The sequence below is a fragment of the Rhizobium sp. WSM4643 genome, from assembly GCF_025152745.1.
Classification (GTDB): domain Bacteria; phylum Pseudomonadota; class Alphaproteobacteria; order Rhizobiales; family Rhizobiaceae; genus Rhizobium; species Rhizobium leguminosarum_I.
In genome coordinates this window covers 1,421,351-1,443,584 of record NZ_CP104040.1, presented here as the reverse complement: position 1 = coordinate 1,443,584, position 22,234 = coordinate 1,421,351, and the positions used below count along the sequence as shown (strand labels likewise).

The following is a 22,234-nucleotide window of genomic DNA, read 5'->3' as shown; positions in this document are numbered from 1 at the left end:
GATAGTGCCAGTGTCTTTCATCAGCGCGTTGCATCCTGCTTGAATCATGCGACGCGCTTTGGCTCTTTGTTTTATGCATGTCGTTGTCCCCGCACTTCCGGCGACATGCAGTAGGGAGGATTTTTTCATGAAACACCATGCTTTTGGCCGCATGTCCTTCACCGTCACCAACGTCGGCTTCGGCGCCTGGCAGATCGGCGGCTCCTGGGGCGACATCAGCGAGGCCGACGGACGCGCGGCGCTGAATGCCGCGCTCGATGCCGGCATGACATTCATCGACACGGCGGATGTCTATGGCGACGGCCGCTCGGAAAAAATCATTGCCGACGTGTTGAAGACGCGCGGCGGCGAACGGCCGATGGTTGCCACCAAGGCGGGCCGTCGCCTCAACCCGCATGTCGCCGAAGGCTACACCAAGGCTAATCTCGAAGGCTTCATCGACCGCAGCCTGACGAATCTTGCCGTCGACAGCCTCGACCTCGTGCAGCTCCACTGCCCGCCGCGCGAGGTGCTTTACCAACCAGAGGTCTTCGAGGGCCTGAACGCACTGCAGAAGGCCGGCAAGATCAAGGGTTACGGCGTCAGCGTCGAAAAGGTCGAAGACGGGCTGAAGGCGATCGAATATCCCGGCGTCGTCAGCATCCAGATCATCTACAACATCTTCCGCCAGCGCCCCGACCATTTGTTCTTCCAGGAAGCGCGCCGCAGGAATGTGGCAATCATCGCCCGCGTCCCGCTCGCAAGCGGTCTTCTCTCCGGCAAGATCACCCGGGACACGCACTTTGCCAGCGACGACCACCGCAATTTCAACCGCAATGGCGAAGCCTTCGATGTCGGCGAGACCTTTGCCGGCGTGCCGTTCGAGGTCGGCCTGCAGGCGGTGGAAGAGGTGCGCAAGCTGGTACCCGCGGGCGCGACCATGGCCGCCTTCGCGCTCCGCTGGATCCTGATGAGTGATGCGGTCACCGTCGTCATCCCCGGTGCCCGCAATGGCGAGCAAGCCAGGGCCAACGCGGCGGCCGCTGACCTTGCGCCGCTGTCGGCCGATGTCATGGCAGCAACGCGCGAGATCTACGAGCGGCTGATCGCGCCGCATGTGCATCAGCGCTGGTAGGGATGGAACGCTGGTTCTTTGCTGGGGAGGCCAGATGGCCCCTCATCCGGCTGCCGCCACTGACCGGGGTCGAGCCACAGGTCTCGACCCGTCCTTCGGACCCCCGCTCGCGGGGCGAAGGGACTGAGCCGCGACCTCTCCGTCCCACGCCGAGCTTTCGCATGGCACGTCCCCTCTCCCCGTTTTTACGGGGAGAGGGCTAGGGTGAGGGGCGGCTTTCAGTTTGTCGCGGTCAGATCGACCGGGAAGAACAGGGTCTCGCCGGAGGAGTCGCTGACGCCGTCATTGTCGGTGACCGCGTAGGGCTTGCCCGACGCGTCGAAAGTGAAGCCTTCAAGCTTGTCCAGCACATAGCCGTTGGTGGCAGACTTCAGCTCGCCGAGGAAGTCGTGCGCTTCGGTCTTCTTGACGACCGGCAACTCACCGCCGAGCTTGGCGGGCTTCAGGTCCGATATCGCGATCTTGTAGAGCTTCTTCAGCCTGGCGGCATCGCCGACGAGGTTGTCGCGCTCGATGATGTAGACGCTGTCGCCTTGAGCCGAGATTTCCGACAGGCCGACCCAGCCGCTTTCCGTCTCGTCGAGCGGATAGCGAACGGCACCCCATTCCTTCTTCTTCGGATTGTAGGAGATGAGCTTGACGAAGCCCTTCTCATCGTCGCTCCACTCGCGCTGGACCGCCATCCAGAGCGTGGTGTCGTCGCCGGTGCCGATAATGGTCACGCCTTCGAAGCCGTAGCGGATTTCGTTGGCGACGAGCTCCTTCGGCAGGGCGATCTCGGCCTTGATGTCACCCTTGGCATTGACGTTATAGAGCGCGTGCGGAACGAGACGCTCGCTGTAGCCTTCCGAGGCGAGCCAGAAGGAGCCATCGGCGGCAGCCGCGATGCCTTCGATGTCGAGCTTCTGGGCTGGGGCACCGTCACGCTTGACGACGAGGGCGTCGGTGATGACGGCCGGCTTCTCGCTGGCGTCGATCGTGTAGATCGTCGGCTGCGAGCCCAGAACGCTGTCGCTTACCGCGTAGAGCATGCCCGGCTTGCCCGGAACGGCGGCGAGACCCGAAAGGGCTGCGAAGCCGATCGGATTGCCGTCCTTTTCGGCAGAGACGATCTGCGGATAGGCCTTCTCGCCTTCCGAGCGCTCGTAGATCATCACATGCGAACGCGCGCCGCCGTCCTTGCCGAGGTCGAGTTCGTTGGCGGTCGCAAGAAGATTACGCGCGGGAATGGCGATCGCACCTTCCGGCGAAATGCCGGACGGCAGGAGCTGGACGAGTTCGGGATCAGCGCCGGTATCTTTGTAGACGCCGACGACCGAGGCACGCTCGGCGAGCAGAAAGAAATACTGCTCATCGCCGAACTTGGCGGCTTCAAGGCCTTCGGGCTCGACGCCCTTCGATCCCGAACGGCTTTCCGGATAGTGGCCGATATGGGCAACGGCGCGTTCGAAAGATGCGCCTGATTCGTAGAGAAGCTTGCCCGTCTTGTCGAAGATGGTGAAACCGCGCGAGCCGCCCTGGTAGTCGCCTTCATTGGCGACGACGAGGCGGTTGTCGTCCAGCCACTTCACGGCGTCGGGCTCGCGCAGCACGCCCTTGGCTTCGCCCGAGAATTTCAGGGCGCCGTCACGCTTGGTGTCGATACCGGAGAGATCGACGCTGCCGGCGGAAAAATGCGTCTTCACGTCAGCCGTGTTGGCGTCGATGATGACGATCTCATTGTTCTCCTGCAGCGTCAGGGCAATTTCGTTCAGGCCGTTGAAGGCGACGAATTCCGGCTCCGGATCTTCAGGGGCGACGCCAGTAAGCCCGGTCAGCGCCACGTGCTTGATGGTGCCGCAGTCGACGGTGCCGTTCTTGACCTGGAAGACGACGAGGTCGCCGGCCGGCATTTGCGGGATCTTGCCGTCATTGACGTCTTCGTCGCGCTCGTTTTCGATTGCGATGGCGCCGAGCGTCTTGTCCTTGTTGAGGGCGATCGAATCCGGCTGGCCGCCGAGATCGCAGGTGCTCTCGATCTTCTTGGTCGCCACGTCGACGATCGCGAGACGGCCCGAGGGCTTCGCCTTGCTTTCGGAGGTGTTGACAGCAACGAGCGCCTTGCCGGCGCTGGAGGTGACCGATGTCGGCTCGCCGTCCATCATCACCGCGCCGCCGGCCTTCGGTGCCTTGGCGTCGGTAATGTCGATGAAGCCGATCGCGCCGAGCGGGCTGTCGCTATAGATCAGCGTGTTGCCGTCGCCGGTCGCGGTGATGATTTCTGCGGAGCTCGCCGACAGCTTGTCCTTGTCGGCCGGCAGGTTCGCCGCAACCGGAAAGGAGGCGATGCGGTTGAAAACCGGTTCGGCCGCGGCCGGAAAAGCAACGGATGCGAGAAGCACGGCAGCAAGCGCTGCCTTGCGCGATGAAATTGTCATGAAATCCCCCATGTATCGAACATTCGAAACATAGGTCTTCTGGGGGAGCGGCATGACACAGGCATGACAGATGCGGCATTTTGCACCTGATCACGTCAGGCGATTGTCCGCTCGCTTCGCACCGACCGCCAAGCAAAAGGGGTCCGGCAAAGCCGAACCCCTCTCAAATCCTGCACAGCCGGTCTCGTTTCCGACTGGTGGATAATCTCAGATCAGCCGTTGACGGCGTCCTTCAGGCCCTTGCCGGGCGTGAATTTCGGCACGTTGCGAGCCGGAATGTCGACTTCAGCGCCCGTTGACGGATTACGGCCCTTCGTTGCGGCACGATGAGAAACGGTGAAGCTGCCGAAACCCGCGAGGCGGATGTCGCCCTTGTTCTTGAGCTCAGCCTGGACAACGTCGAAAACCGCGTCAACAGCGGAAGCCGCGTCAGACTTCGTCAGTCCTGCCTTTTCGGCTACTGCGGACACGAGTTCATTCTTGTTCATGTTTCCACCCCTTTCTAAATGGTATGAAACGACTCAAAAGTAAGCTAGGCGCAGAATAGGTTTCATCAGGCCCGCCGAAAACCCAAAAGCCCTGCAAATCAAGGAAAAGCAAGCGTCTACATGACGTTTTCACAAAAAAGGCTGGCGTTTCCGCCAGCCTTTTTCCGTGTTTTGTCCCAATGGGGCATAAATGTGGCAAAGGCCACTCAATGCGCTATGGTTGCGCCTGTCTCATCGAGGCCTTCGACCGTTGCGATGACCGGCGTTTCCACCGTACCATCCCATTCGATCGGCTCCGGCCGCCGGATCAGCGCATGCTTGATCACCTCGCCCATGCGGGATACCGGGATGATCTCCATGTTGTTCTTCACGTTATCAGGAATCTCCGCCAGGTCCTTGGCGTTTTCCTCCGGAATCAGCACCTTCTTGATGCCGCCGCGAAGCGCTGCGAGCAGCTTTTCCTTGAGACCACCGATCGGCAGCACACGGCCACGAAGGGTGATTTCACCAGTCATGGCCACATGCCTGTCCACCGGAATGCCGGTCATGATCGAGACGATCGCGGTTGCCATGGCGACGCCGGCCGAGGGGCCATCCTTCGGCGTCGCGCCTTCCGGCACGTGCACGTGGATGTCGCTCTTGTCGAAGCGCGGCGGCTCGATGCCGAAATCGACAGCGCGCGAGCGGACATAGGAGGCCGCTGCTGAGATCGATTCCTTCATGACTTCCTTCAGATTGCCGGTGACCGTCATGCGGCCCTTGCCCGGCATCATCACGCCTTCGATGGTCAGCAGTTCGCCACCGACTTCCGTCCAGGCAAGACCGGTCACGACGCCGACCTGATCCTCGCCCTCGGCTTCGCCATGGCGGAAGCGCGGGACGCCCAGATAGTCGGAGATGTTGGCAGCCGTCACATGAACGGACTTCGTCTTGCCCTTGATGATCTCGGTGACCGCCTTGCGGGCGAGTTTCATCAGTTCGCGTTCGAAGTTGCGGACGCCGGCTTCGCGGGTGTACTGCTGGCTGATCGCCATCAGGGCGTCGTCGCTGACCGAGAATTCTTCCGGCTGCAACGCATGTTCCTTGATGGCCTTCGGCAGCAGATGCCGCTTGGCGATTTCGCGCTTTTCATCCTCGGTGTAGCCGGCGATACGGATGATCTCCATGCGGTCCATCAGGGGCGCTGGAATATTCAGCGTATTCGCCGTCGTGATGAACATCACATCCGACAGGTCGTATTCGACTTCCAGATAGTGGTCCATGAAGGTCATGTTCTGTGCCGGATCGAGCACTTCGAGCAGGGCCGAGGACGGATCGCCGCGATAGTCCTGGCCGAGCTTGTCGATCTCGTCGAGCAGGAAGAGCGGGTTGGACTTCTTCGCCTTCTTCATCGACTGGATGACCTTGCCAGGCATCGAGCCGATATAGGTGCGGCGGTGACCGCGGATTTCGGCTTCGTCACGAACGCCGCCAAGTGCCATGCGGACATACTCACGGCCGGTCGCCTTGGCAATCGACTGGGCAAGCGAAGTCTTGCCGACACCCGGAGGACCGACGAGGCAGAGGATCGGGCCTTTGATCTTGGTGGCACGGGCCTGCACGGCCAGATATTCGACGATGCGCTCCTTGACCTTATCGAGACCGAAGTGATCGGCTTCGAGGATCTTCTCGGCATTGTTGAGATCGGCCTTGATCTTCGACTTCTTGCCCCAGGGAATGCCGAGCAGCCAGTCCAGATAATTGCGCACGACGGTGGCTTCCGCCGACATCGGGCTCATCTGGCGCAGCTTCTTCAGCTCCGCATCGGCCTTTTCACGGGCTTCCTTGGACAGCTTGGTCTTGGAGATGCGCTCTTCCAGTTCGCTCATCTCGTCGCGGCCTTCCTCGCCGTCGCCGAGTTCCTTCTGGATCGCCTTCATCTGTTCATTGAGGTAGTATTCGCGCTGGGTCTTCTCCATCTGGCGCTTGACGCGCGAGCGGATCCGCTTTTCGACCTGCAGGACCGAGATCTCGCCTTCCATGAAGCCGAGGGCTTTTTCGAGGCGCTGCTTGACGCTGGTGGTCTCCAGCATCTCCTGCTTCTCGGTGATCTTGATCGACAGATGCGAAGCGACCGTATCGGCGAGCTTGGAATAGTCGTCGATCTGGCTGGCGGCGCCGACCACTTCAGGTGAAATCTTCTTGTTGAGCTTCACGTAGCTCTCGAATTCGGAGACGACCGAACGCGACAGGGCTTCCAGCTCGACCGGATCGTCATGCGGCTCCTCGAGCACATGGCCGAGCGCCTCATAGAAATCCTCGCGGCTGGTATAGGTGTCGATCTCGGCGCGGGCGCGGCCCTCCACCAGAACCTTCACGGTGCCGTCGGGCAGCTTCAAGAGCTGCAACACGTTCGCCACGGTGCCGACATTGTGGATCGCGGAAGGATCCGGATCGTCGTCGCTGGCGTTGATCTGTGTCACCAGCATGATCTGCTTGTCGGAACCCATGACCTCTTCGAGCGCACGGATCGACTTTTCCCGTCCCACGAATAGCGGCACGATCATATGCGGGAAAACCACGATGTCGCGCAGGGGCAGAACAGGGTAGGCAGTGCTGGTCGCTACAGACGTTTTCTTCGTCATTTTATGTCCTTTCCATCGTCCCGTTGCCGGGCTCTCTGCACGGCCGCTTGGGACCGGCCGGCAATCTCACTTGTTCCTACAAGTGGAGGTTCTGACTACGCTTTTCAAGCACGCCAACGCCCGCGTCCCTCGGATGTGACAGCTTTATTACAACGGAACGCCAACACTATGACGCGTGTGGCTGGACCGGCGCTTACCACTTCCGACCCGGCTAAATGCAAACGCCAGCAAGAGACTTACGGATCATTGCATCATTGCCAGGCACGAACCTTGCGCAACATCGGCAAAAGCAACTTCGGTTCCCACCGGCAAATACTAACAGCGCCTCGCATGGTTTTTCAAATAGAAAGGGGCCTGCCTATGGCAAGCCCCCAAAATAATCACACGAAAGCCATCAAGCTCACGCCGAAGCGTTTGCCTTTTCTTCCTGGCGATCGGCATAGATGTAAAGCGGACGGGCCGAACCGCGCACCACTTCCTCTGATATGACGACCTCGCGCACGCCTTCCAGCGTCGGCAGTTCGAACATCGTGTCGAGCAGGATCTTCTCCATGATCGAGCGAAGGCCGCGGGCGCCGGTCTTGCGCACGATCGCCTTACGGGCGATTTCACGCAGAGCGTCCTCATGGAAGTTCAGTTCCACATCCTCCATCTCGAACAGCCGCTGATACTGCTTGATCAGCGCGTTCTTCGGCTCGGACAGGATCTGGATCAGTGCGTCCTCGTCGAGGTCCTCGAGCGTCGCCAGAACCGGCAGACGGCCGATGAATTCCGGGATGAGGCCGAACTTGACCAGATCTTCCGGCTCCAGTTCGCGCAGGACCTCGCCGACGCGACGGTCGTCCTGGGACTTGACGGTGGCGCCAAAGCCGATCGAGGTCTTCTCGCCGCGAGCCGAAATGATCTTGTCGAGGCCAGCGAAGGCGCCGCCACAGATGAACAGAATGTTTGTTGTGTCGACCTGCAGGAATTCCTGCTGCGGGTGCTTGCGGCCGCCCTGCGGCGGAACGGAAGCAACCGTGCCTTCCATTATCTTCAGCAGCGCCTGCTGCACGCCCTCGCCCGAGACGTCGCGGGTGATCGACGGGTTGTCAGACTTGCGCGAAATCTTGTCGACTTCGTCGATGTAGACGATGCCGCGCTGCGCACGCTCGACATTGTAGTCGGCCGACTGAAGGAGCTTCAGGATGATGTTTTCGACATCCTCGCCAACATAACCGGCCTCGGTCAGCGTCGTCGCATCGGCCATCGTGAAGGGAACGTCGATAATACGGGCGAGCGTCTGGGCAAGATAGGTCTTGCCGCAGCCGGTCGGACCGACGAGCATGATGTTCGACTTCGCCAATTCGACTTCGCCGTTCTTGGAGGCGTGCGCCAGGCGCTTGTAGTGGTTGTGAACGGCAACCGACAAGATCTTCTTCGCCTGCCGCTGGCCGATGACGTATTCGTCGAGGACCTTGATGATGTCCTGGGGCGTCGGAACGCCGTCGCGGGACTTGACCATCGAGGATTTGTTCTCCTCGCGGATGATGTCCATGCACAATTCGACGCATTCATCGCAGATGAAGACGGTCGGTCCGGCAATCAGTTTCCGGACTTCGTGCTGGCTCTTTCCGCAGAACGAACAATAGAGAGTGTTCTTGGAGTCGCCGCCGTTGCTGCCGCTGACCTTGCTCATATCATTTTCCTTCCAGCACGCCGCATTTCAAGGCGAAATCGCGGTCCACTCTATCAGCTCCTGGCGGCACTCCGTTTCCGGAGCCTTTGCCGAGAAGGGCTTCAGGGGGTACGAACCGGCCCCAACCAATCATGTCCGGGTTCCGGCGGCAACGAATTCCCCTTCGAATACCGAATGCTATGTCATAAAAATTCAACATAGCATTAATAGTTACTATTAGCGTCTTCGTCGCCGGATGAAAGCCCTTGTTCAATCACAAATGGGATAGAACTGTGGCGAGGAAAACACCATCCCTATTAATTACTAGGCCTGTTCGCCTTCCATTTCGAGGCGCGACGTCAGAACCTTGTCGATCACGCCCCAGCTCTGCGCTTCGTCCGCATCCATGAAATGGTCACGATCGAGCGTCTTTTCAACTTCCTCGTAGGTCCGGCCGGTGTGCTTGACGTAGACCTCGTTCAGGCGGCGCTTCATTTTGAGGATGTCGCGGGCGTGCCGCTCGATGTCCGAGGCCTGCCCCTGGAAGCCGCCCGAGGGCTGGTGCACCATGATGCGGGAATTCGGCGTCGCAAAGCGCATGTCCTGGTGGCCGGCCGCCAGCAGCAGCGAGCCCATGGATGCGGCCTGGCCGATGCAGAGCGTCGAAACCGCGGGCTTGATGAACTGCATCGTATCGTAGATCGCCATGCCGGCGGTGACGACGCCACCGGGCGAATTGATGTAGAGGGCGATTTCCTTCTTCGGGTTTTCGGCCTCGAGGAAGAGCAGCTGGGCGCAGACGAGCGTTGCCATATGGTCTTCGACGGCACCCGTAAGGAAGATGATGCGTTCCTTCAACAGACGGGAATAGATGTCGTAGGAGCGTTCACCGCGGTTGGTCTGTTCCACGACCATCGGCACGAGGGCCATTGCGGTATCGACTGGGTTTCTCATGTGCGTCCTTTGTCAGCGTCTCGCCGGCCGGCGCCGGGAATCAAAGAAAAATATCTTACCCCTACATAGAGTGTCCCGGCCCTCCTCTTCAAGACACGCATGAGGATAACGTTAAGAAGGCGGGGCCAAGCGGCTTTAGCGCCTTCTTCATGCATGTCGCTATCCCGGAACCGCTGCACACTTCCGACCGACATGCATTAAGTTTCGGCTCCTGGTAGCCTCTTTCCCCCAAACGCCTGTTAACGGCGAGCCCTCGGCCTGATCTCCCCCATCTTTTCTCCATGGCAGGATGAAGGAAGGCTTACTCTATTCGATAATACTCATGCACGTTTACCCAACGGAAAGCCTACCGGCAGATATCGGCCCAAAACAATGCCGCAGCGCAGCGACATTAAGGAAGTGGCGAGCTTCCTCGGCAAGGATGCAAGCCAACAGAAAAGAGCGGACAGACAAGGGGTTGCTGCCGTGTTCAATATTGCTACAGGTCTCGCCATCTGGTGTTCAGAGGCCATGACGCTCGCTTTGGTGCTGTTCGTCGCCTGGCGCCACAACGTCAGGAACGAGGCCTATCTCTATTGGGGCTTGGGCTTCCTCCTGACCGGCATTGGCTTTGCGATGGTCGCGCTGCGCGGCGAAATCCCCAGCGTGCTTTCCGTAGAGGCGGGCAACGCCATCGCCTTGCTCGGCCAGAGCGCCTGGGTGGCGGGTTTTCTGGCGCTCGACCGCAAGCGGATCGAATGGTGGGCGCTGCTGCCGCCGGCAATCTGGCTCGCCGGGGTCTTCCTGCCCTGGGTCAACAGCGATTATTCAAACCGGGTGGTGCTCTATAACCTTGCTTCGGCGACGGGTGCGACGGCACTTGCAATGGCGGTCGCCGCCGGCGACATGCGCCGCGAGCGTACCCGCCGTAAGCTGATGGGCGTGTTCGTCCTCCAGGGCTGCCTGTGCTTCGGCTCGGCGCTGATGATGGCGCTGACGATGCCAAGCGATATCGAAGCGACGAATCTCGGCGGCGTTTCCGCCATGGCCAGCGCCTTCCTGCTCACCATCGCGTTCGCGTTCACCTGCCGGCTGATCATGGAGCGTTCCGAACGGCACCTGCGTGCGCTCACCCTGACCGATTCGCTGACCGGCGTGCTCAACCGCCGCGGCCTGCTCGGCTATTTCGACGCCACCCAGGAAAAGGCCCATGACGACCGGCGCCAGGTCGCGGTCATGCTTTTCGATCTCGACCATTTCAAGCGGGTCAACGACCGTTTCGGCCACCAGTCCGGCGACGCGGTGCTGACCGCATTCGCGCGGATGGCCCGCCAGTATATTCCAAACAACATCTTCGGCCGCATGGGCGGCGAGGAATTCGCCGCCTTCGCCGCGGTCACGGACCAGACGGAAGCCGAGGCGATCGCCGAAGCGATCCGCACCGAATTCTGCAGTCTTCCCGTCAGCACCGGCGAAGCTATCGTTCCGGTCACGGTCAGCATCGGCATCGCGCTCGCCTCCTCGATCGAAGCCAATATCGACAAGCTGATCTCGGCTGCCGACCGGGCGCTCTATGCGGCGAAGGCCGCCGGCCGCAACTGCACGGTCACCTTCGGCGAAGCGGAGGCCGCGGCCCCTGCCCCGGCTGCGCCGCCAAGCACCGCCGGCGAACTCGTACCGACGGTCGACGACCAGGTCGAGGCGCTGCGACGCATGGGCACACTGTCGCGGGCCGGGTAGTCCGGGATCCCTCTCCCCACATCTTTTCGAGGCTTACCAAATCCGCTAAGCCTCGGGGCATGATGATCCCATCCTTTCTCTCGATCGACCGCGCCAACCGTCATGTCTCTCTGGACGGCCGCAACCCGGCCTTCTACAGTAACCCGAATGCCGTCTATGCGGCCCTTCACGCCCATTGCCCGACCTTCTACTGGCTTGAGCAGAAGCAGTGGTTCTTCACGGGTTACGACCATGTGAACGGTCTGCTGCGCGACCGCCGCTTTGGCCGGCAGATCCTGCATATCGCCAGCCGCGAGGAGCTCTGCCTTGCCGAGCCGATGCCGCATCTTGCCAGTTTCGATCTCTCGGAACGTTATTCCCTGCTCGAACTCGAACCGCCGGAGCACACGCGGCTGCGTACGCTCGTCAACCGCGCCTTCGTTTCCCGCCATGTCGAGAAGATGAAACCGGAGCTTGCCGAACTCGCCAATCGGCTGATCGACGGTTTCGCGGAGAAGCGTGAGGTCGAGCTGCTCTCGGCCTTTGCCGACATCATCCCGGTGACGATGATTGCCCGGATGATCGGTATTCCCGAAGAGATGGGACCGCAACTTCTCGCCTGGTCGCACGCCTATGTCCGCATGTACATGTTCGGCCGTACGCGCGAGCAGGAGGACGAGGCCGAACGGGCGGCGAAGGAATTTTCCGACTACGTCAAAACGGTCATCACAGAACGCCGCACCGAACCGCGCGACGACCTGCTGACCCACATGATCCATACCGAGCACAAGGGTCAGTATCTGACCGAAGAGGAGCTCGTCTCGACAACGATCGTGCTGCTCAATGCCGGGCATGAGGCGACCGTGCACCAGATCGGCAATTCCGTACGCACCATCCTCGACAGCGGCTGCGATCCGGCGGAACTCTTCCGTGACGAGGCGACGACGGAGCGCACCGTAGAGGAAACCTTGCGCATCTGCGCGCCGGTCCACATCTTCCAGCGCTGGGCGCTGGAGCCAGCCGAAATCGACGGGGTCTCCTTCAAGCGCGGCGACAAGGTGAGCCTCATCCTCGCCGCCGCCAATCTCGACCCGACGAAATTCACCGATCCGCTGACCTTCCTGCCTGGTCGTAACGAAGCGGCGAACCTCTCCTTCGGCGCCGGCATCCATTTCTGCATCGGCGCGCCGTTGGCACGGCTGGAGCTCAACGTCGTGCTGCCGATCCTGTTCGAACGGCTGGCCGGACTCAAGCTGGCAAAGACACCCGTGGTCAAGGACGTCTACCATTTCCACGGGCTAGACCGGCTGGATCTGCAATGGTGATCGATTCCTCCTTCGGGCATCGCTGAAGCGATCCCGGGATTGCGGATCAGCCGTAACGGCCGGTATAGTCTTCCGTGCGCTTGACCTTCAGCGACTGGCAGCAGGACAAATGTTACCGGTTAACGGTGAAGACGTCCGGCAGCGAGTGAAAGGGAGTCACGTTCAGCGGTCACCGCTCTGCTGGAACGCCGGTAACGAGCCATCAACACCGAGTCTATGCCACGACCTTGGCGGCATCATGCGGCTGACTCTTCTAACAGCCTGCTGGATATGTCATATGCCGACATAGGCTTTCCCATCAGATATCCTTGAAGCTGATCGCAGCCGGCATCGCGCAAGATCGCCGCCTGGCGAGCAGTCTCGATCCCTTCCGCGGTCACGGGAACCCGCAGCGCGGTCGCGAGCGAGATGGTTGCCCGCAGAACATCGGCGCCATTTGAGTCTTCGTCGAGAGCAGACACGAGCGAGCGGTCGATCTTCATGCGATCGAACCCGAACTGCCGCAATGCGCCAATGCTTGCGTAGCCGCAGCCAAAGTCATCAAGCGCGAACTTGATGCCGACATGCTTGAGCTGGTCTATCGACCGCCGGGCCTGATCCGGATTTGTCATCAGAACGCCTTCGGTGATTTCCAATGTCAGGCGGTTGGGATTAAAATCGAGCTCCTGCAGGACCGAGATCACTTCAGCGGCAAATTCCGGATTGCAGAGCTGGATTGGCGAAACGTTCACCGACAATGCCAGATCGGGCCAGCTCTTGGCGTGCTCGATCGATGTTCTCAGCATATGAACGCCGAGCGCATCGATGAGGCCGCACCTCTCGGCAAGAGGGATGAAAATCTCCGGGCTGATATTTCCGGTTGCAGTTCGCCAGCGCGCCAGTGCTTCAAGACCGGTCACAGCGCCGGTCGAAGCAGAGACGAGAGGTTGGAAAACGGCTTCGATTGCGCCACTGCTGATGGCGCTCTTCAACAGGCCTTCCAGTTCGGCGACCCGTTGGCGTTCCCGGTCCAGTTCGGGGTCGTATTCGATCGCCTGGCCCCGACCATTTGCCTTGGCACGATAGAGGGCCATGTCCGCTCTGCGGAGCAGCTCCAAGGGCGGGACGTCGCCGCTGCGGGCAGCAGCGCCGATGCTTGCGCCAACCTCGATCGTTCGTCCGTCGATTTTGAAGGGCTCGGCAAACAGCGCCAGAATGGTCTTTTCCATCTCTCCGCGCGTGGCAGAACCGACGTGCACCAGCGCAAATTCATCGCCCCCGAGCCGCGCCGTGGCAATGATCTCGGGGTGGCAGGCGGCTAGCGCCTTCGAGACCAGCCGGATCAAATCGTCCCCCACCGCATGGCCCCAGGCATCGTTGACGGCCTTGAAGCCATCAAGGTCGACCAGATAGAGCCGATGTGGCGAAGAGGCCGAATTTTCCAGCCCTTCCAACAGGTTGAGAAGCCCGTGTCTGTTCAACAGACCGCTCAGGCTATCGTGGTCGGCTTCGAAAATCGCTGTTTGCGCCAATTGGCGCAGGCGCCGCGCCTCGGAGGCGCCAACCAGCAGAACGCCGATTAGAAACAGCGCGAGGATGACGATAGCGGCTGCAACATAGGGGTACACCTGATGAAACACGGCGCTTCCCGGCGCTTTGCTGGGCCAGACGAGATAGCCGATGACGGCCCCCTTCATGTCGGTGATCGGCGTGTTCAGGAACTCAGGCTTCGGCGTCGTCTCAAGTCGCAAGCCTTCAAGTTCATGTTCATTCGAAAGCGTGTCGATAACTTCCGATGTAAATTCCTTGTAGAAACTCAGCGTGCTAAGCTTCGGAAGCTCCGCGGTCGCTTGGAAAGGCTGGATTGCCTGCGATGCGATCAGAGCGATACCGTTTTCGGTCTTGATGAAATTGATCACTGGCGCCCGCTCCGGATCGGCAGCCACATTGATCTGCTGATAAAAACCTTGCCCGAAAAACGCGCTCGGCTGGAAGGGCTTGCCTTTGGCATAGGCCGAGACGATCGAAGACCGATCAGGGCCAATCACGATCGCGCCATCATAGAGCGCGTAATCCTCGCTGGTTTTCCCCCAATTCTCATAGGCCCAATCCGCGGCAGCCGAAGATGAGACAGCGCTATAGGCATCATCCCATACGGCATTATCCGTCGTTGTCGCGCTCAGGCGACTGACAAACGCACCGATTGCCGCGCGGGCGGCGCGATTGGCCCTGGCATCATCGATTTCGTTCGCAGACCGGGTCATCGTAACGACGACATGTGCCACCAGGCCGGTCAGTACGAGGGCGACGACAAGGAAGAAGACCGTTGTTGCGATGATGGAAGACGTCTGGGTGCGAACGTACCTACCTGCAAGATTCGACGACATGCAAATTCCGGAAAGATTAATTGCAAGGCCATGTCTGTGGGACGGCAGGAGACATCATGTCCGCAATGCGCTGCAGATAAGGTTTAGCATTTGTCGATGTAGGCGCGATTAATGGGATTGGTTAAAAGCATTTCAATCCGGGATAACGCGTCACGAACACCGTCGTTGCCCGCTTGCCGTTGCGGAGCACCGCCGTGAAAGTGACGACAAAGGCGAAGCCGAAAACGGGACAGGCTCGGCTTCGTTCGCCCTCCGCTCAAACCTTGATCACATAATCCTTGCGAGTCGTTTCAACGACTTCCCACGTTCCCTTGAAGCCGGGCTTGAGGATCATCCGGTCGCCCGTCTTCAGATGAACCGGTTCACCGCCATCCTCCGTCACGATCGAATGGCCGGACAGCAGACTGAAATATTCCCATTCCTCGTAGGTGATCCGCCACTTGCCCGGCGTCGCCTCCCAAATGCCGGAATAGAGGCCGCCTTCGGCTTCCTCCAGATTCCATGTGCGGAAATGCGGATCGCCGGAAATGATCCGGCCGGGCTCCGGGGCGCCGAACTCGGGTTCGACGCCGTCGATATCGAAGGTGATGAAATTTGTCATGGTCGCCGTAGATCCCTCTGATCTCAGATCTTGGACAATGCCTGTTCGAGATCGGCTATGATGTCCTTGACGTCCTCGATGCCGACGGAGAGGCGCACGACGTCTGGCCCGGCGCCGGCAGCGATCCTCTGCTCGTCGGTTAACTGCCGGTGCGTCGTCGAGGCCGGATGAATGACGAGCGAACGGGTATCGCCGATATTGGCAAGATGGGAGAAGAGCTCCAGCCCCTCGACCAGCGTCTTGCCCGCCTCGTAGCCGCCCTTGAGGCCGAAGGTGAAGACGGAGCCGGCGCCCTTCGGCGAGTAGCGCTGCTGCAGGGCGTGGTTCGGGTCGTCGTCGAGGCCGGCATAATTCACCCAGGCGATCTTGCTGTGTGCCTTCAGCCATTTGGCGACGGCGGTCGCATTGTCGCTGTGGCGCTGCATTCTGAGCGGCAGCGTCTCGATGCCGGTCAGGATCAGGAAGGCATTGAAGGGCGAGATCGCCGGCCCGAGGTCGCGCAGGCCAAGCACGCGTGCAGCGATCGCGAAGGCGAAATTGCCGAAGGTCGCGTGTAGCACCATGCCGTTATATTCCGGCCGCGGGCTCGACAGCATCGGGTAATTGCCGGATTTCGACCAGTCGAAGGTGCCGCCGTCGACGATGAGGCCGCCCATGGAATTGCCGTGGCCGCCGAGAAACTTGGTCAGTGAATGCACGACGATGTCGGCACCGTGCTCGATCGGGCGGATGAGATAGGGTGTCGCCATCGTATTGTCGACGATCAGCGGCAGGCCGTGGCGATGTGCGACGTCGGCAATCGCCGCGATATCAACGAAGGTGCCGCCGGGATTGGCCAGGCTTTCGATGAAGATGCCGCGTGTCTTGTCGTCGATCTGGCTTTCGAAGCTTGTCGGATCGGCGGCATCGGCCCAACGCACCTGCCAGCCAAAATTCTCGAAGGCATGGCCGAACTGATTGACCGAGCCGCCATAGAGCTGGCGGGCAGCGATGAAATTCTCGCCGGGGCGCATGATGTTGTGGAAGACGATCACCTGTGCCGCATGGCCGGAAGCGACGGCAAGGGCTGCCGTGCCGCCCTCTAGCGCTGCGACGCGCTCCTCAAGCACGGCCTGCGTCGGGTTCATGATGCGGGTGTAGATGTTGCCGAAGGCCTGCAGACCGAAGAGGGCGGCGGCATGATCGGAATCATTGAAGATGAAAGCGGTCGTCTGGTAGATCGGCGTTACCCGCGCCCCGGTCGTCGGGTCGGGCTGTGCGCCGGCATGAATCGCCAACGTGTTGAATCCCGGATCATTTTTGGCCATGTCGTCCTCCCGTTGTTGCTGACGGGCGGGATCATAGCCTGTCGCTTACGAAAGTTAACCGCGATCCGTTTCAACCCATGGGCGTTCGGTGGAAAATCCATCTCAGCAGACCGCAACTCAGGCAATAAGACGAGGATACTCGATCGCAGGGCAGCGGTTCATCACGACCTGGATGCCGGCAGCCTCCGCCTTTGCCGCAGCCGCATCGTCGCGGACGCCAAGCTGGGCCCAGATGATCTTCGGCAGCGGCTTCAGCACCAGCGCCTCCTCGACGACACCATCCAGATATTCGGAGGCGCGAAATACGTCGACCATGTCAATCGGCACGGGAATATCGGCGAGCCGGGCATAAACGGTACGGCCCTGGATCTGTTTGCCCGCCTGCCCCGGATTGACAGGAATGACCTCGTATCCACGCGACAGCAGATAGCCCATGACGCCGTTGCTCGGCCGGGCCGGATTGGGCGAAGCGCCGGTCAGCGCGATGGTTTTTACCGAATGCAGAATTCCGGCGAGGTATTCATCCGTGTAGGCGTCGTGATTCATGTCCGCTTCTCCATTCCCGAAAGCCCTTCGGCACAGCCGACATGTTTTTTTGCCTTTTCATGAAACCGGCGGTGTGTCTCTTTCGTATATATGAGTTGGCTACTCCCTGAGGATGATTCGATGAAAAAAATCGCTCTTGCCCTCATGCTCGTGCTAGCCGCATCGCCGGCGCTGGCCATCTTGCGTTACAATCCGCTCGCCATGATCTGTGCCAGCGTGCGCGCTGCCATCCATAATCAAGGCGCCGTCATCTTCCGCTATCAGTCCTCGCGTGGCTTGCCGCTCTTTGATCGCTATGTCCGCAACAGCAATTATTGCGACGCGACCGATTATGCCGAATGGACGCATATCCCCTCGAAAGACAATCCCCGCTGCCAGGTACTGAACTGCCAGAGCATAGACAACCTTGACGGGATGCTCTTCGTTCCGCATCATCAGCTTTGATTTTTTCGCCGTCGTGACAGTCGCCTAAACTGTATGTCTTTCGCGCTTGCGAAAGGCCTGAGCTCAATTCCGCGCTGCGATTTCTTGAAGATTGCACAACCAAAGGCTTTAATTTTCCTGTATGTCAAAGCTATAGAATAATGTCTATATTTCAGCAGCATAGAATAACCGCCTCCCGAATTCCCGAAGATATTTTCTCTTTCTGTTCGCGGTAATTCCGCCATTTGTTCCCTCATCCATTAGAAACATCTCATAGTTGAAAGCATCGCGTGGATTGAACGTATATCGCGCGCACGCAAAAATTGCCGCAATGCTCCACCATTGTTCACATCCTGAAAGGATGCTATTCGACATATGAACGCATAAGCGACCGCAGCCGCACGTTTTCGTGCAAATCCCAGTTGTCTTTTCAGAAATTTGAGACGCCGAAGGCGAGGCGTATTCCGCTTCCTCTCATCCTCTCCGGACTTACTCCCTTGCCTCTCGACGTTATCCTGCTCGTTCTCTTCGGCGCACTGCTGCACGCGACATGGAACGCCATCGTCAAGGCAGGGAGCGATAAATCCCTGGATGCGGCGCTGATCTCTGCCGGCGGCGCCGTTTCGGCACTGCCGTTCCTGGCGTTCCTGCCGCTGCCACACGCCTCAGCATGGCCGTTCATCGGCGCCTCGGCCATCCTGCAATTCGCTTATTTCCAGCTGGTCGCCGCCGCCTATCGGGCAGGCGATATCGGCCTCGTCTATCCGCTGATGCGTGGCTGTGCTCCTCTCCTGATCGCCGCGACAAGCGGTTTCATCCTCAAGGAAAATCTTTCCGGCGGCGCTCTTGCCGGCACAATGACAATCTGCGCCGGTGTGCTGACGCTCGCCCTGGAGGCGCGACGCGGCAGCCGCCGCGCCGTCGTCCTCTCGCTTGCCAATGCCTGCGTCATCGCCAGCTACACCTATGTCGACGGCGTCGGCGCGCGCATCTCCGGCAATGCCGTTTCCTACACTTTGTGGATGTCCCTGCTGCCGCCGGTACTGCTGTTTTCCTGGGCGGTGTCGCAGCGCGGCGCTTTCGCAGTCGTGCGTCACGTTCGCCGCAACTGGTGGCGCGGTCTCATCGGCGGCGCCGGCTCGATCGCTTCCTATGGGCTCGCACTCTGGGCAATGACGAAAGCCCCGGTCGCGACCGTTGCAGCCCTGCGCGAAACCGCGATCCTTTTTGCGCTGGTGATCTCGATCACCGTCTTCAAGGAAAAAGCCAGCATCTGGCGCTACGTCGCCGGCGTCGTCATCGCCATCGGTGGGCTGGTTCTGAAACTGGCGTGATCACTCACCGGTCCATTCGGCCTTGCGCTTGCCGAGGAAGGCGCCGATCCCTTCCTGCGCATCCTGCGTCAGCATGTTCTCGACCATCACCCCGGCGGTATAATCATATGCCGCCTCCACCGGCAGTTCGAGCTGCCGGTTGAAGGCTTCCTTGCCGATCTTCAGCGTCAGCGGCGATTTGCTGGCGATCACAGCCGCATATTTGGAAACCACCTGCGCCAGATACTGCTTCGGCACGATACGGTTGACGAGGCCGAAATCCTTGGCGGTCGAGGCGTCGATCGTCTCGCCGGTCAGCAGCATCTCCATTGCCTGCTTGCGGTGCGCGGCGCGGGAAACGGCCACCATCGGCGTCGAACAGAACAGGCCGATGTTGACTCCCGGCGTGCAGAATGTCGAACTGTCCGTGCAGATCGCCAGATCGCAGGAGACAACGAGCTGGCAGCCTGCAGCCGTCGCCAGCCCATCGATCTCGGCAATGACGGGCTTCGGCAGATGGGCGATCTTCAGCATCAGATCGGCGCAGAGCCGGAAGGTCTTTTCGAAGAAACCGGCACCCTGATCTTCATCGCCGCGATGGGCCGTCAGCTCTTTCAGATCATGTCCGGCGGAAAAGACGTTGCCGGTCGAGGCGATGACGACGACACGCACATCAGGCTCCGCTCCGGCCGTATCGAGCTCTTCCATCAGCGCTTCGAGAAGAGCGATCGAAAGCACATTGGCCGGCGGGTTATCGAGCACGAGCCGCAGCACGCCGTCGCGCAGAGAGCGGGTCAGCAGTCCGCCCCCCTCCGCTCCGGCTGCGTCCGGGAAGGATACGATTTCGGCCATGATGCTGCTCCCTGCGCTCGATTCCAGTCAGACGTTTTGCCACAAGGCGCCGGCAATTTCGAGCAGGATCCGCTCTTCACGCATGGGCCGCTGCCGTCAGGACCAGAACCATGACTTCGATGTCTCGGCCCGCGCCTGCGCACGGGTCAGACCGACATCGCAAAGCTGATCGTCGGTGAGTTCTAAGAGCGTGCCGCGGCTGCGGCGCCTTTCGAGGTGATGTTCGATCGTCATCAGCAGCCGCAGGCTCCAGCGCGCCATGCCGCGAAGTCTCGACCGAACGATATCGCGAGGTGTGTCAAGGATCCCGCTCAATTCCAGGGCCATCTCTTCTTCCTTTCTTCAACGGATGAAAGATGCGCTGGAAGATGCCGCGAAAGAAGCTTATGGATATTATGATATGCATAAGGAATTCTTTTGTATGCCTCTCCACCTCGATCAGCTTGCCGCCTTCGTCAACGTCGCCGATCTCGGAAGCTTTACGGCTGCGGCCGATAAGGAAGGCCTGACGCAACCGGCCGTCAGCCTGCAGGTCAAGGGGCTCGAACAGCGGCTCGGCGTCCGGCTGATCGAGCGTGTCGGGCGGCGGGCGCAGCCGACCGCGGCAGGCCTCGACCTGCTCGTGCATGCAAAGCGGCTGCTCCAGGAATCGGCCGCCGCGGAAGAAGCGATGATGCCGTACAGAGATGGAGCCAGCGGCCGCGTGCGCATCGGCAGTGGCGGCACGGCGTCGATCCATCTGCTTCCTCGCGCCATCGCCGTTGCCAGAAAATCCATGCCCGGCCTCGAAATCACCGTGCGCATCGGCGATGCCGACGATATTCTGCGCGATCTGGAGGCCAATAGCCTCGATATCGCCGTCGTCGCCCTGCCGGCATCGGGACGCAACTTCGAGATCGAACCGTTCTACGAGGAGGAATTGCTGGCCGTTGCCCCCGCGGGCAGTCTCATGCCCGACGGCGGACCGGACGCCGCCTTCATGCGCGACCGGACGCTGCTGCTTTATGAGGGCGGCAATACCAGGCGGGCAATCGACGCGTGGCTGGCTGCACCGGATACCAGGATCCGACCTGCGATGGAGTTCGGCAGCATCGAGGCGATCAAGGAACTGGTGGCCGTGGGGCTCGGCTGGTCGATCCTGCCGGGGCTGGCGCTGAAGCGCGACCGCGCCGGCCTCGTGACGACCTCATCGCTGAACCCGCGGCTCACGCGCCGCCTCGGCATGGTTCTGCGCCGCGACAAACATCTGACCCGCGGCCTTCGCGAAATGATCAAATGCCTGCGCGAGTTCGAGGATTAAAACGGCCTTCGGCCGAAAGCGACGCGGAAAAGGCCAAACACGGCAGATCTGCGGCCGACAAATGTGAGGTATTATAATACCATCTACATAACTCATTGTTTTCACCTATTCTTTTTTCCGATCCCTCAGAAAGTCGATATTGACCGAATATCACATTCCCTTTATACACCGCGCCAGAACGCAGCCTATCCGGGCTGCTTTCTTTTTGGCATGCCTCAAGCCTGCCAATCCAAGCAACAAGAAACGCCCTTCAAGCCTTCGGGCCAAGGGTCCCAAAAGAGAGTATTCACTATGGCAACCTTCTCCCAGAAGCCTGCAGAGGTGGAGAAGAAGTGGGTGATCATCGACGCCGAAGGGCTGGTCGTTGGCCGTCTCGCTTCCATCATCGCTATGCGCCTGCGCGGCAAGCACAAGGCAACCTTCACGCCTCACGTTGACGACGGCGACAACGTCATCGTCATCAATGCCGAAAAGGTCGTTTTCACCGGCAAGAAGTATTCCGACAAGGTCTACTACTGGCACACCGGTTATGCCGGCGGCATCAAGGAACGCAGTGCACGCCAGATCATCGAAGGCCGCTTCCCGGAGCGCGTCCTCGAAAAGGCCGTCGAACGCATGGTTCCGCGTGGCCCGCTCGGCCGTCGCCAGATGAAGAACCTGCGCGTTTACGCCGGCTCCAACCATCCCCATGAAGCCCAGCAGCCGGTCGCCCTCGACGTTGCCGCGCTCAACAAAAAGAACGTAAGGAGCGCCTGATATGGCTGACCTCTCCTCCCTGAAGGATCTCGGCACGGCTTCCGAAGCTGCTGCTCCGGCCCACGTCCGCAAGGTCGATTCGCTCGGCCGCTCCTACGCGACCGGCAAGCGCAAGAACGCCGTCGCCCGCGTCTGGGTCAAGCCGGGCTCCGGCAAGATCACCGTCAACGGCAAGGAATTCGCGGAATATTTCGCACGTCCGGTGCTGCAGATGATCCTGCGCCAGCCGATCGTCGCGGCTGCCCGTGACGGCCAGTTCGACATCGTCGCAACCGTTGCCGGCGGCGGCCTCTCCGGCCAGGCCGGTGCCGTTCGCCATGGCGTGTCCAAGGCGCTCACCTACTTCGAACCGGGCCTGCGCGCGGTGCTGAAGAAGGGCGGCTTCCTGACCCGCGACAGCCGCGTCGTCGAACGCAAGAAGTACGGCAAGGCAAAGGCCCGCCGCTCGTTCCAGTTCTCCAAGCGTTAATCGCTTCGGACAGATGGGATTTAC

Annotated in this window: 19 protein-coding genes; 8 read left to right on the top strand and 11 right to left on the bottom strand. The window is 60.3% G+C overall.

Annotated features, from left to right (window positions below):
- Positions 1-127: 127 nt before the first annotated feature.
- Positions 128-1,114: an aldo/keto reductase gene (locus N1937_RS07330; RefSeq protein WP_260058107.1), complete on the top strand. Its 987-nt coding sequence runs from the start codon at positions 128-130 to the stop codon at positions 1,112-1,114.
- Positions 1,115-1,332: 218 nt separating this feature from the next.
- Here N1937_RS07330 and N1937_RS07325 read toward each other — a convergent pair whose 3' ends face one another.
- From N1937_RS07325 to clpP, 5 genes are all read right to left on the bottom strand, one after another.
- A complete protein-coding gene (locus N1937_RS07325; RefSeq protein WP_260058106.1) occupies positions 1,333-3,531 on the bottom strand; it encodes an esterase-like activity of phytase family protein in 2,199 nt (732 codons plus the stop codon).
- 212 nt (positions 3,532-3,743) lie between these two features.
- Entirely contained in the window at positions 3,744-4,019 is a 276-nt protein-coding gene (gene hupB / locus N1937_RS07320) for a DNA-binding protein HupB (protein ID WP_003558438.1), read from the bottom strand.
- Positions 4,020-4,225: 206 nt separating this feature from the next.
- Positions 4,226-6,643: an endopeptidase La gene (gene lon, locus N1937_RS07315; protein ID WP_170256797.1), complete on the bottom strand. Its 2,418-nt coding sequence runs from the start codon at positions 6,641-6,643 to the stop codon at positions 4,226-4,228.
- A 400-nt stretch (positions 6,644-7,043) separates the two neighbouring features.
- Entirely contained in the window at positions 7,044-8,321 is a 1,278-nt protein-coding gene (gene clpX, locus N1937_RS07310) for an ATP-dependent Clp protease ATP-binding subunit ClpX (protein ID WP_017963839.1), read from the bottom strand.
- Positions 8,322-8,624: 303 nt separating this feature from the next.
- Positions 8,625-9,254 (bottom strand): ATP-dependent Clp endopeptidase proteolytic subunit ClpP, encoded by a 630-nt coding sequence (clpP, locus tag N1937_RS07305; protein ID WP_017963838.1) that lies wholly within the window; start codon positions 9,252-9,254, stop codon positions 8,625-8,627.
- Between the two features lie 465 nt (positions 9,255-9,719).
- On the opposite strand from clpP, the gene N1937_RS07300 reads away from it, so the two are divergent.
- Both N1937_RS07300 and N1937_RS07295 read left to right on the top strand, forming a co-directional pair.
- Complete coding sequence (locus N1937_RS07300; protein WP_260058105.1) at positions 9,720-10,973, top strand: sensor domain-containing diguanylate cyclase; 1,254 nt, start codon at positions 9,720-9,722, stop codon at positions 10,971-10,973.
- Between the two features lie 59 nt (positions 10,974-11,032).
- A complete protein-coding gene (locus N1937_RS07295) occupies positions 11,033-12,277 on the top strand; it encodes a cytochrome P450 (protein ID WP_260058104.1) in 1,245 nt (414 codons plus the stop codon).
- A gap of 236 nt (positions 12,278-12,513) precedes the next feature.
- Here the strand turns inward: N1937_RS07295 and N1937_RS07290 are convergent, their stop codons facing one another.
- The 4 genes from N1937_RS07290 to N1937_RS07275 all read right to left on the bottom strand — a co-directional run bounded on the left by N1937_RS07290 (position 12,514) and on the right by N1937_RS07275 (position 17,097).
- Complete coding sequence (locus N1937_RS07290) at positions 12,514-14,643, bottom strand: bifunctional diguanylate cyclase/phosphodiesterase (RefSeq protein WP_260058103.1); 2,130 nt, start codon at positions 14,641-14,643, stop codon at positions 12,514-12,516.
- A 256-nt stretch (positions 14,644-14,899) separates the two neighbouring features.
- The gene (locus N1937_RS07285; protein WP_162117228.1) at positions 14,900-15,244 is read right to left on the bottom strand and encodes a cupin domain-containing protein; all 345 of its coding nucleotides are present in this window, start codon (positions 15,242-15,244) and stop codon (positions 14,900-14,902) included.
- A 23-nt stretch (positions 15,245-15,267) separates the two neighbouring features.
- Positions 15,268-16,551, bottom strand: coding sequence for an O-acetylhomoserine aminocarboxypropyltransferase (locus N1937_RS07280; RefSeq protein WP_260058102.1), 1,284 nt, complete (start codon positions 16,549-16,551; stop codon positions 15,268-15,270).
- Positions 16,552-16,668: 117 nt separating this feature from the next.
- Positions 16,669-17,097, bottom strand: coding sequence for a CoA-binding protein (locus tag N1937_RS07275; RefSeq protein ID WP_170280119.1), 429 nt, complete (start codon positions 17,095-17,097; stop codon positions 16,669-16,671).
- Positions 17,098-17,217: 120 nt separating this feature from the next.
- Here N1937_RS07275 and N1937_RS07270 point away from each other — a divergent pair, with 120 nt between their 5' ends.
- On the top strand, positions 17,218-17,541 hold the full coding sequence (locus N1937_RS07270; RefSeq protein WP_260058101.1) for a hypothetical protein: 324 nt from the start codon (positions 17,218-17,220) through the stop codon (positions 17,539-17,541).
- Positions 17,542-18,017: 476 nt separating this feature from the next.
- On the top strand, positions 18,018-18,854 hold the full coding sequence (locus tag N1937_RS07265; RefSeq protein ID WP_260058100.1) for a DMT family transporter: 837 nt from the start codon (positions 18,018-18,020) through the stop codon (positions 18,852-18,854).
- Here N1937_RS07265 and N1937_RS07260 read toward each other — a convergent pair whose 3' ends face one another.
- Positions 18,855-19,685: an enoyl-CoA hydratase gene (locus tag N1937_RS07260; protein WP_026154109.1), complete on the bottom strand. Its 831-nt coding sequence runs from the start codon at positions 19,683-19,685 to the stop codon at positions 18,855-18,857.
- A 96-nt stretch (positions 19,686-19,781) separates the two neighbouring features.
- The gene (locus N1937_RS07255) at positions 19,782-20,012 is read right to left on the bottom strand and encodes a DUF1127 domain-containing protein (RefSeq protein ID WP_260058099.1); all 231 of its coding nucleotides are present in this window, start codon (positions 20,010-20,012) and stop codon (positions 19,782-19,784) included.
- A gap of 73 nt (positions 20,013-20,085) precedes the next feature.
- On the opposite strand from N1937_RS07255, the gene N1937_RS07250 reads away from it, so the two are divergent.
- The 3 genes from N1937_RS07250 to rpsI all read left to right on the top strand — a co-directional run bounded on the left by N1937_RS07250 (position 20,086) and on the right by rpsI (position 22,210).
- Entirely contained in the window at positions 20,086-20,985 is a 900-nt protein-coding gene (locus N1937_RS07250; protein ID WP_260058098.1) for a LysR family transcriptional regulator, read from the top strand.
- A gap of 291 nt (positions 20,986-21,276) precedes the next feature.
- Positions 21,277-21,741 carry a 50S ribosomal protein L13 gene (gene rplM / locus N1937_RS07245; protein WP_003558420.1) on the top strand — a complete coding sequence of 155 codons (465 nt, stop codon included), beginning with the start codon at positions 21,277-21,279 and terminating at the stop codon, positions 21,739-21,741.
- Between the two features lies 1 nt (position 21,742).
- Positions 21,743-22,210, top strand: a complete 468-nt coding sequence (rpsI, locus tag N1937_RS07240) for a 30S ribosomal protein S9 (protein ID WP_017963826.1) — start codon at positions 21,743-21,745, stop codon at positions 22,208-22,210.
- The last annotated feature ends 24 nt before the right edge of the window (positions 22,211-22,234 follow it).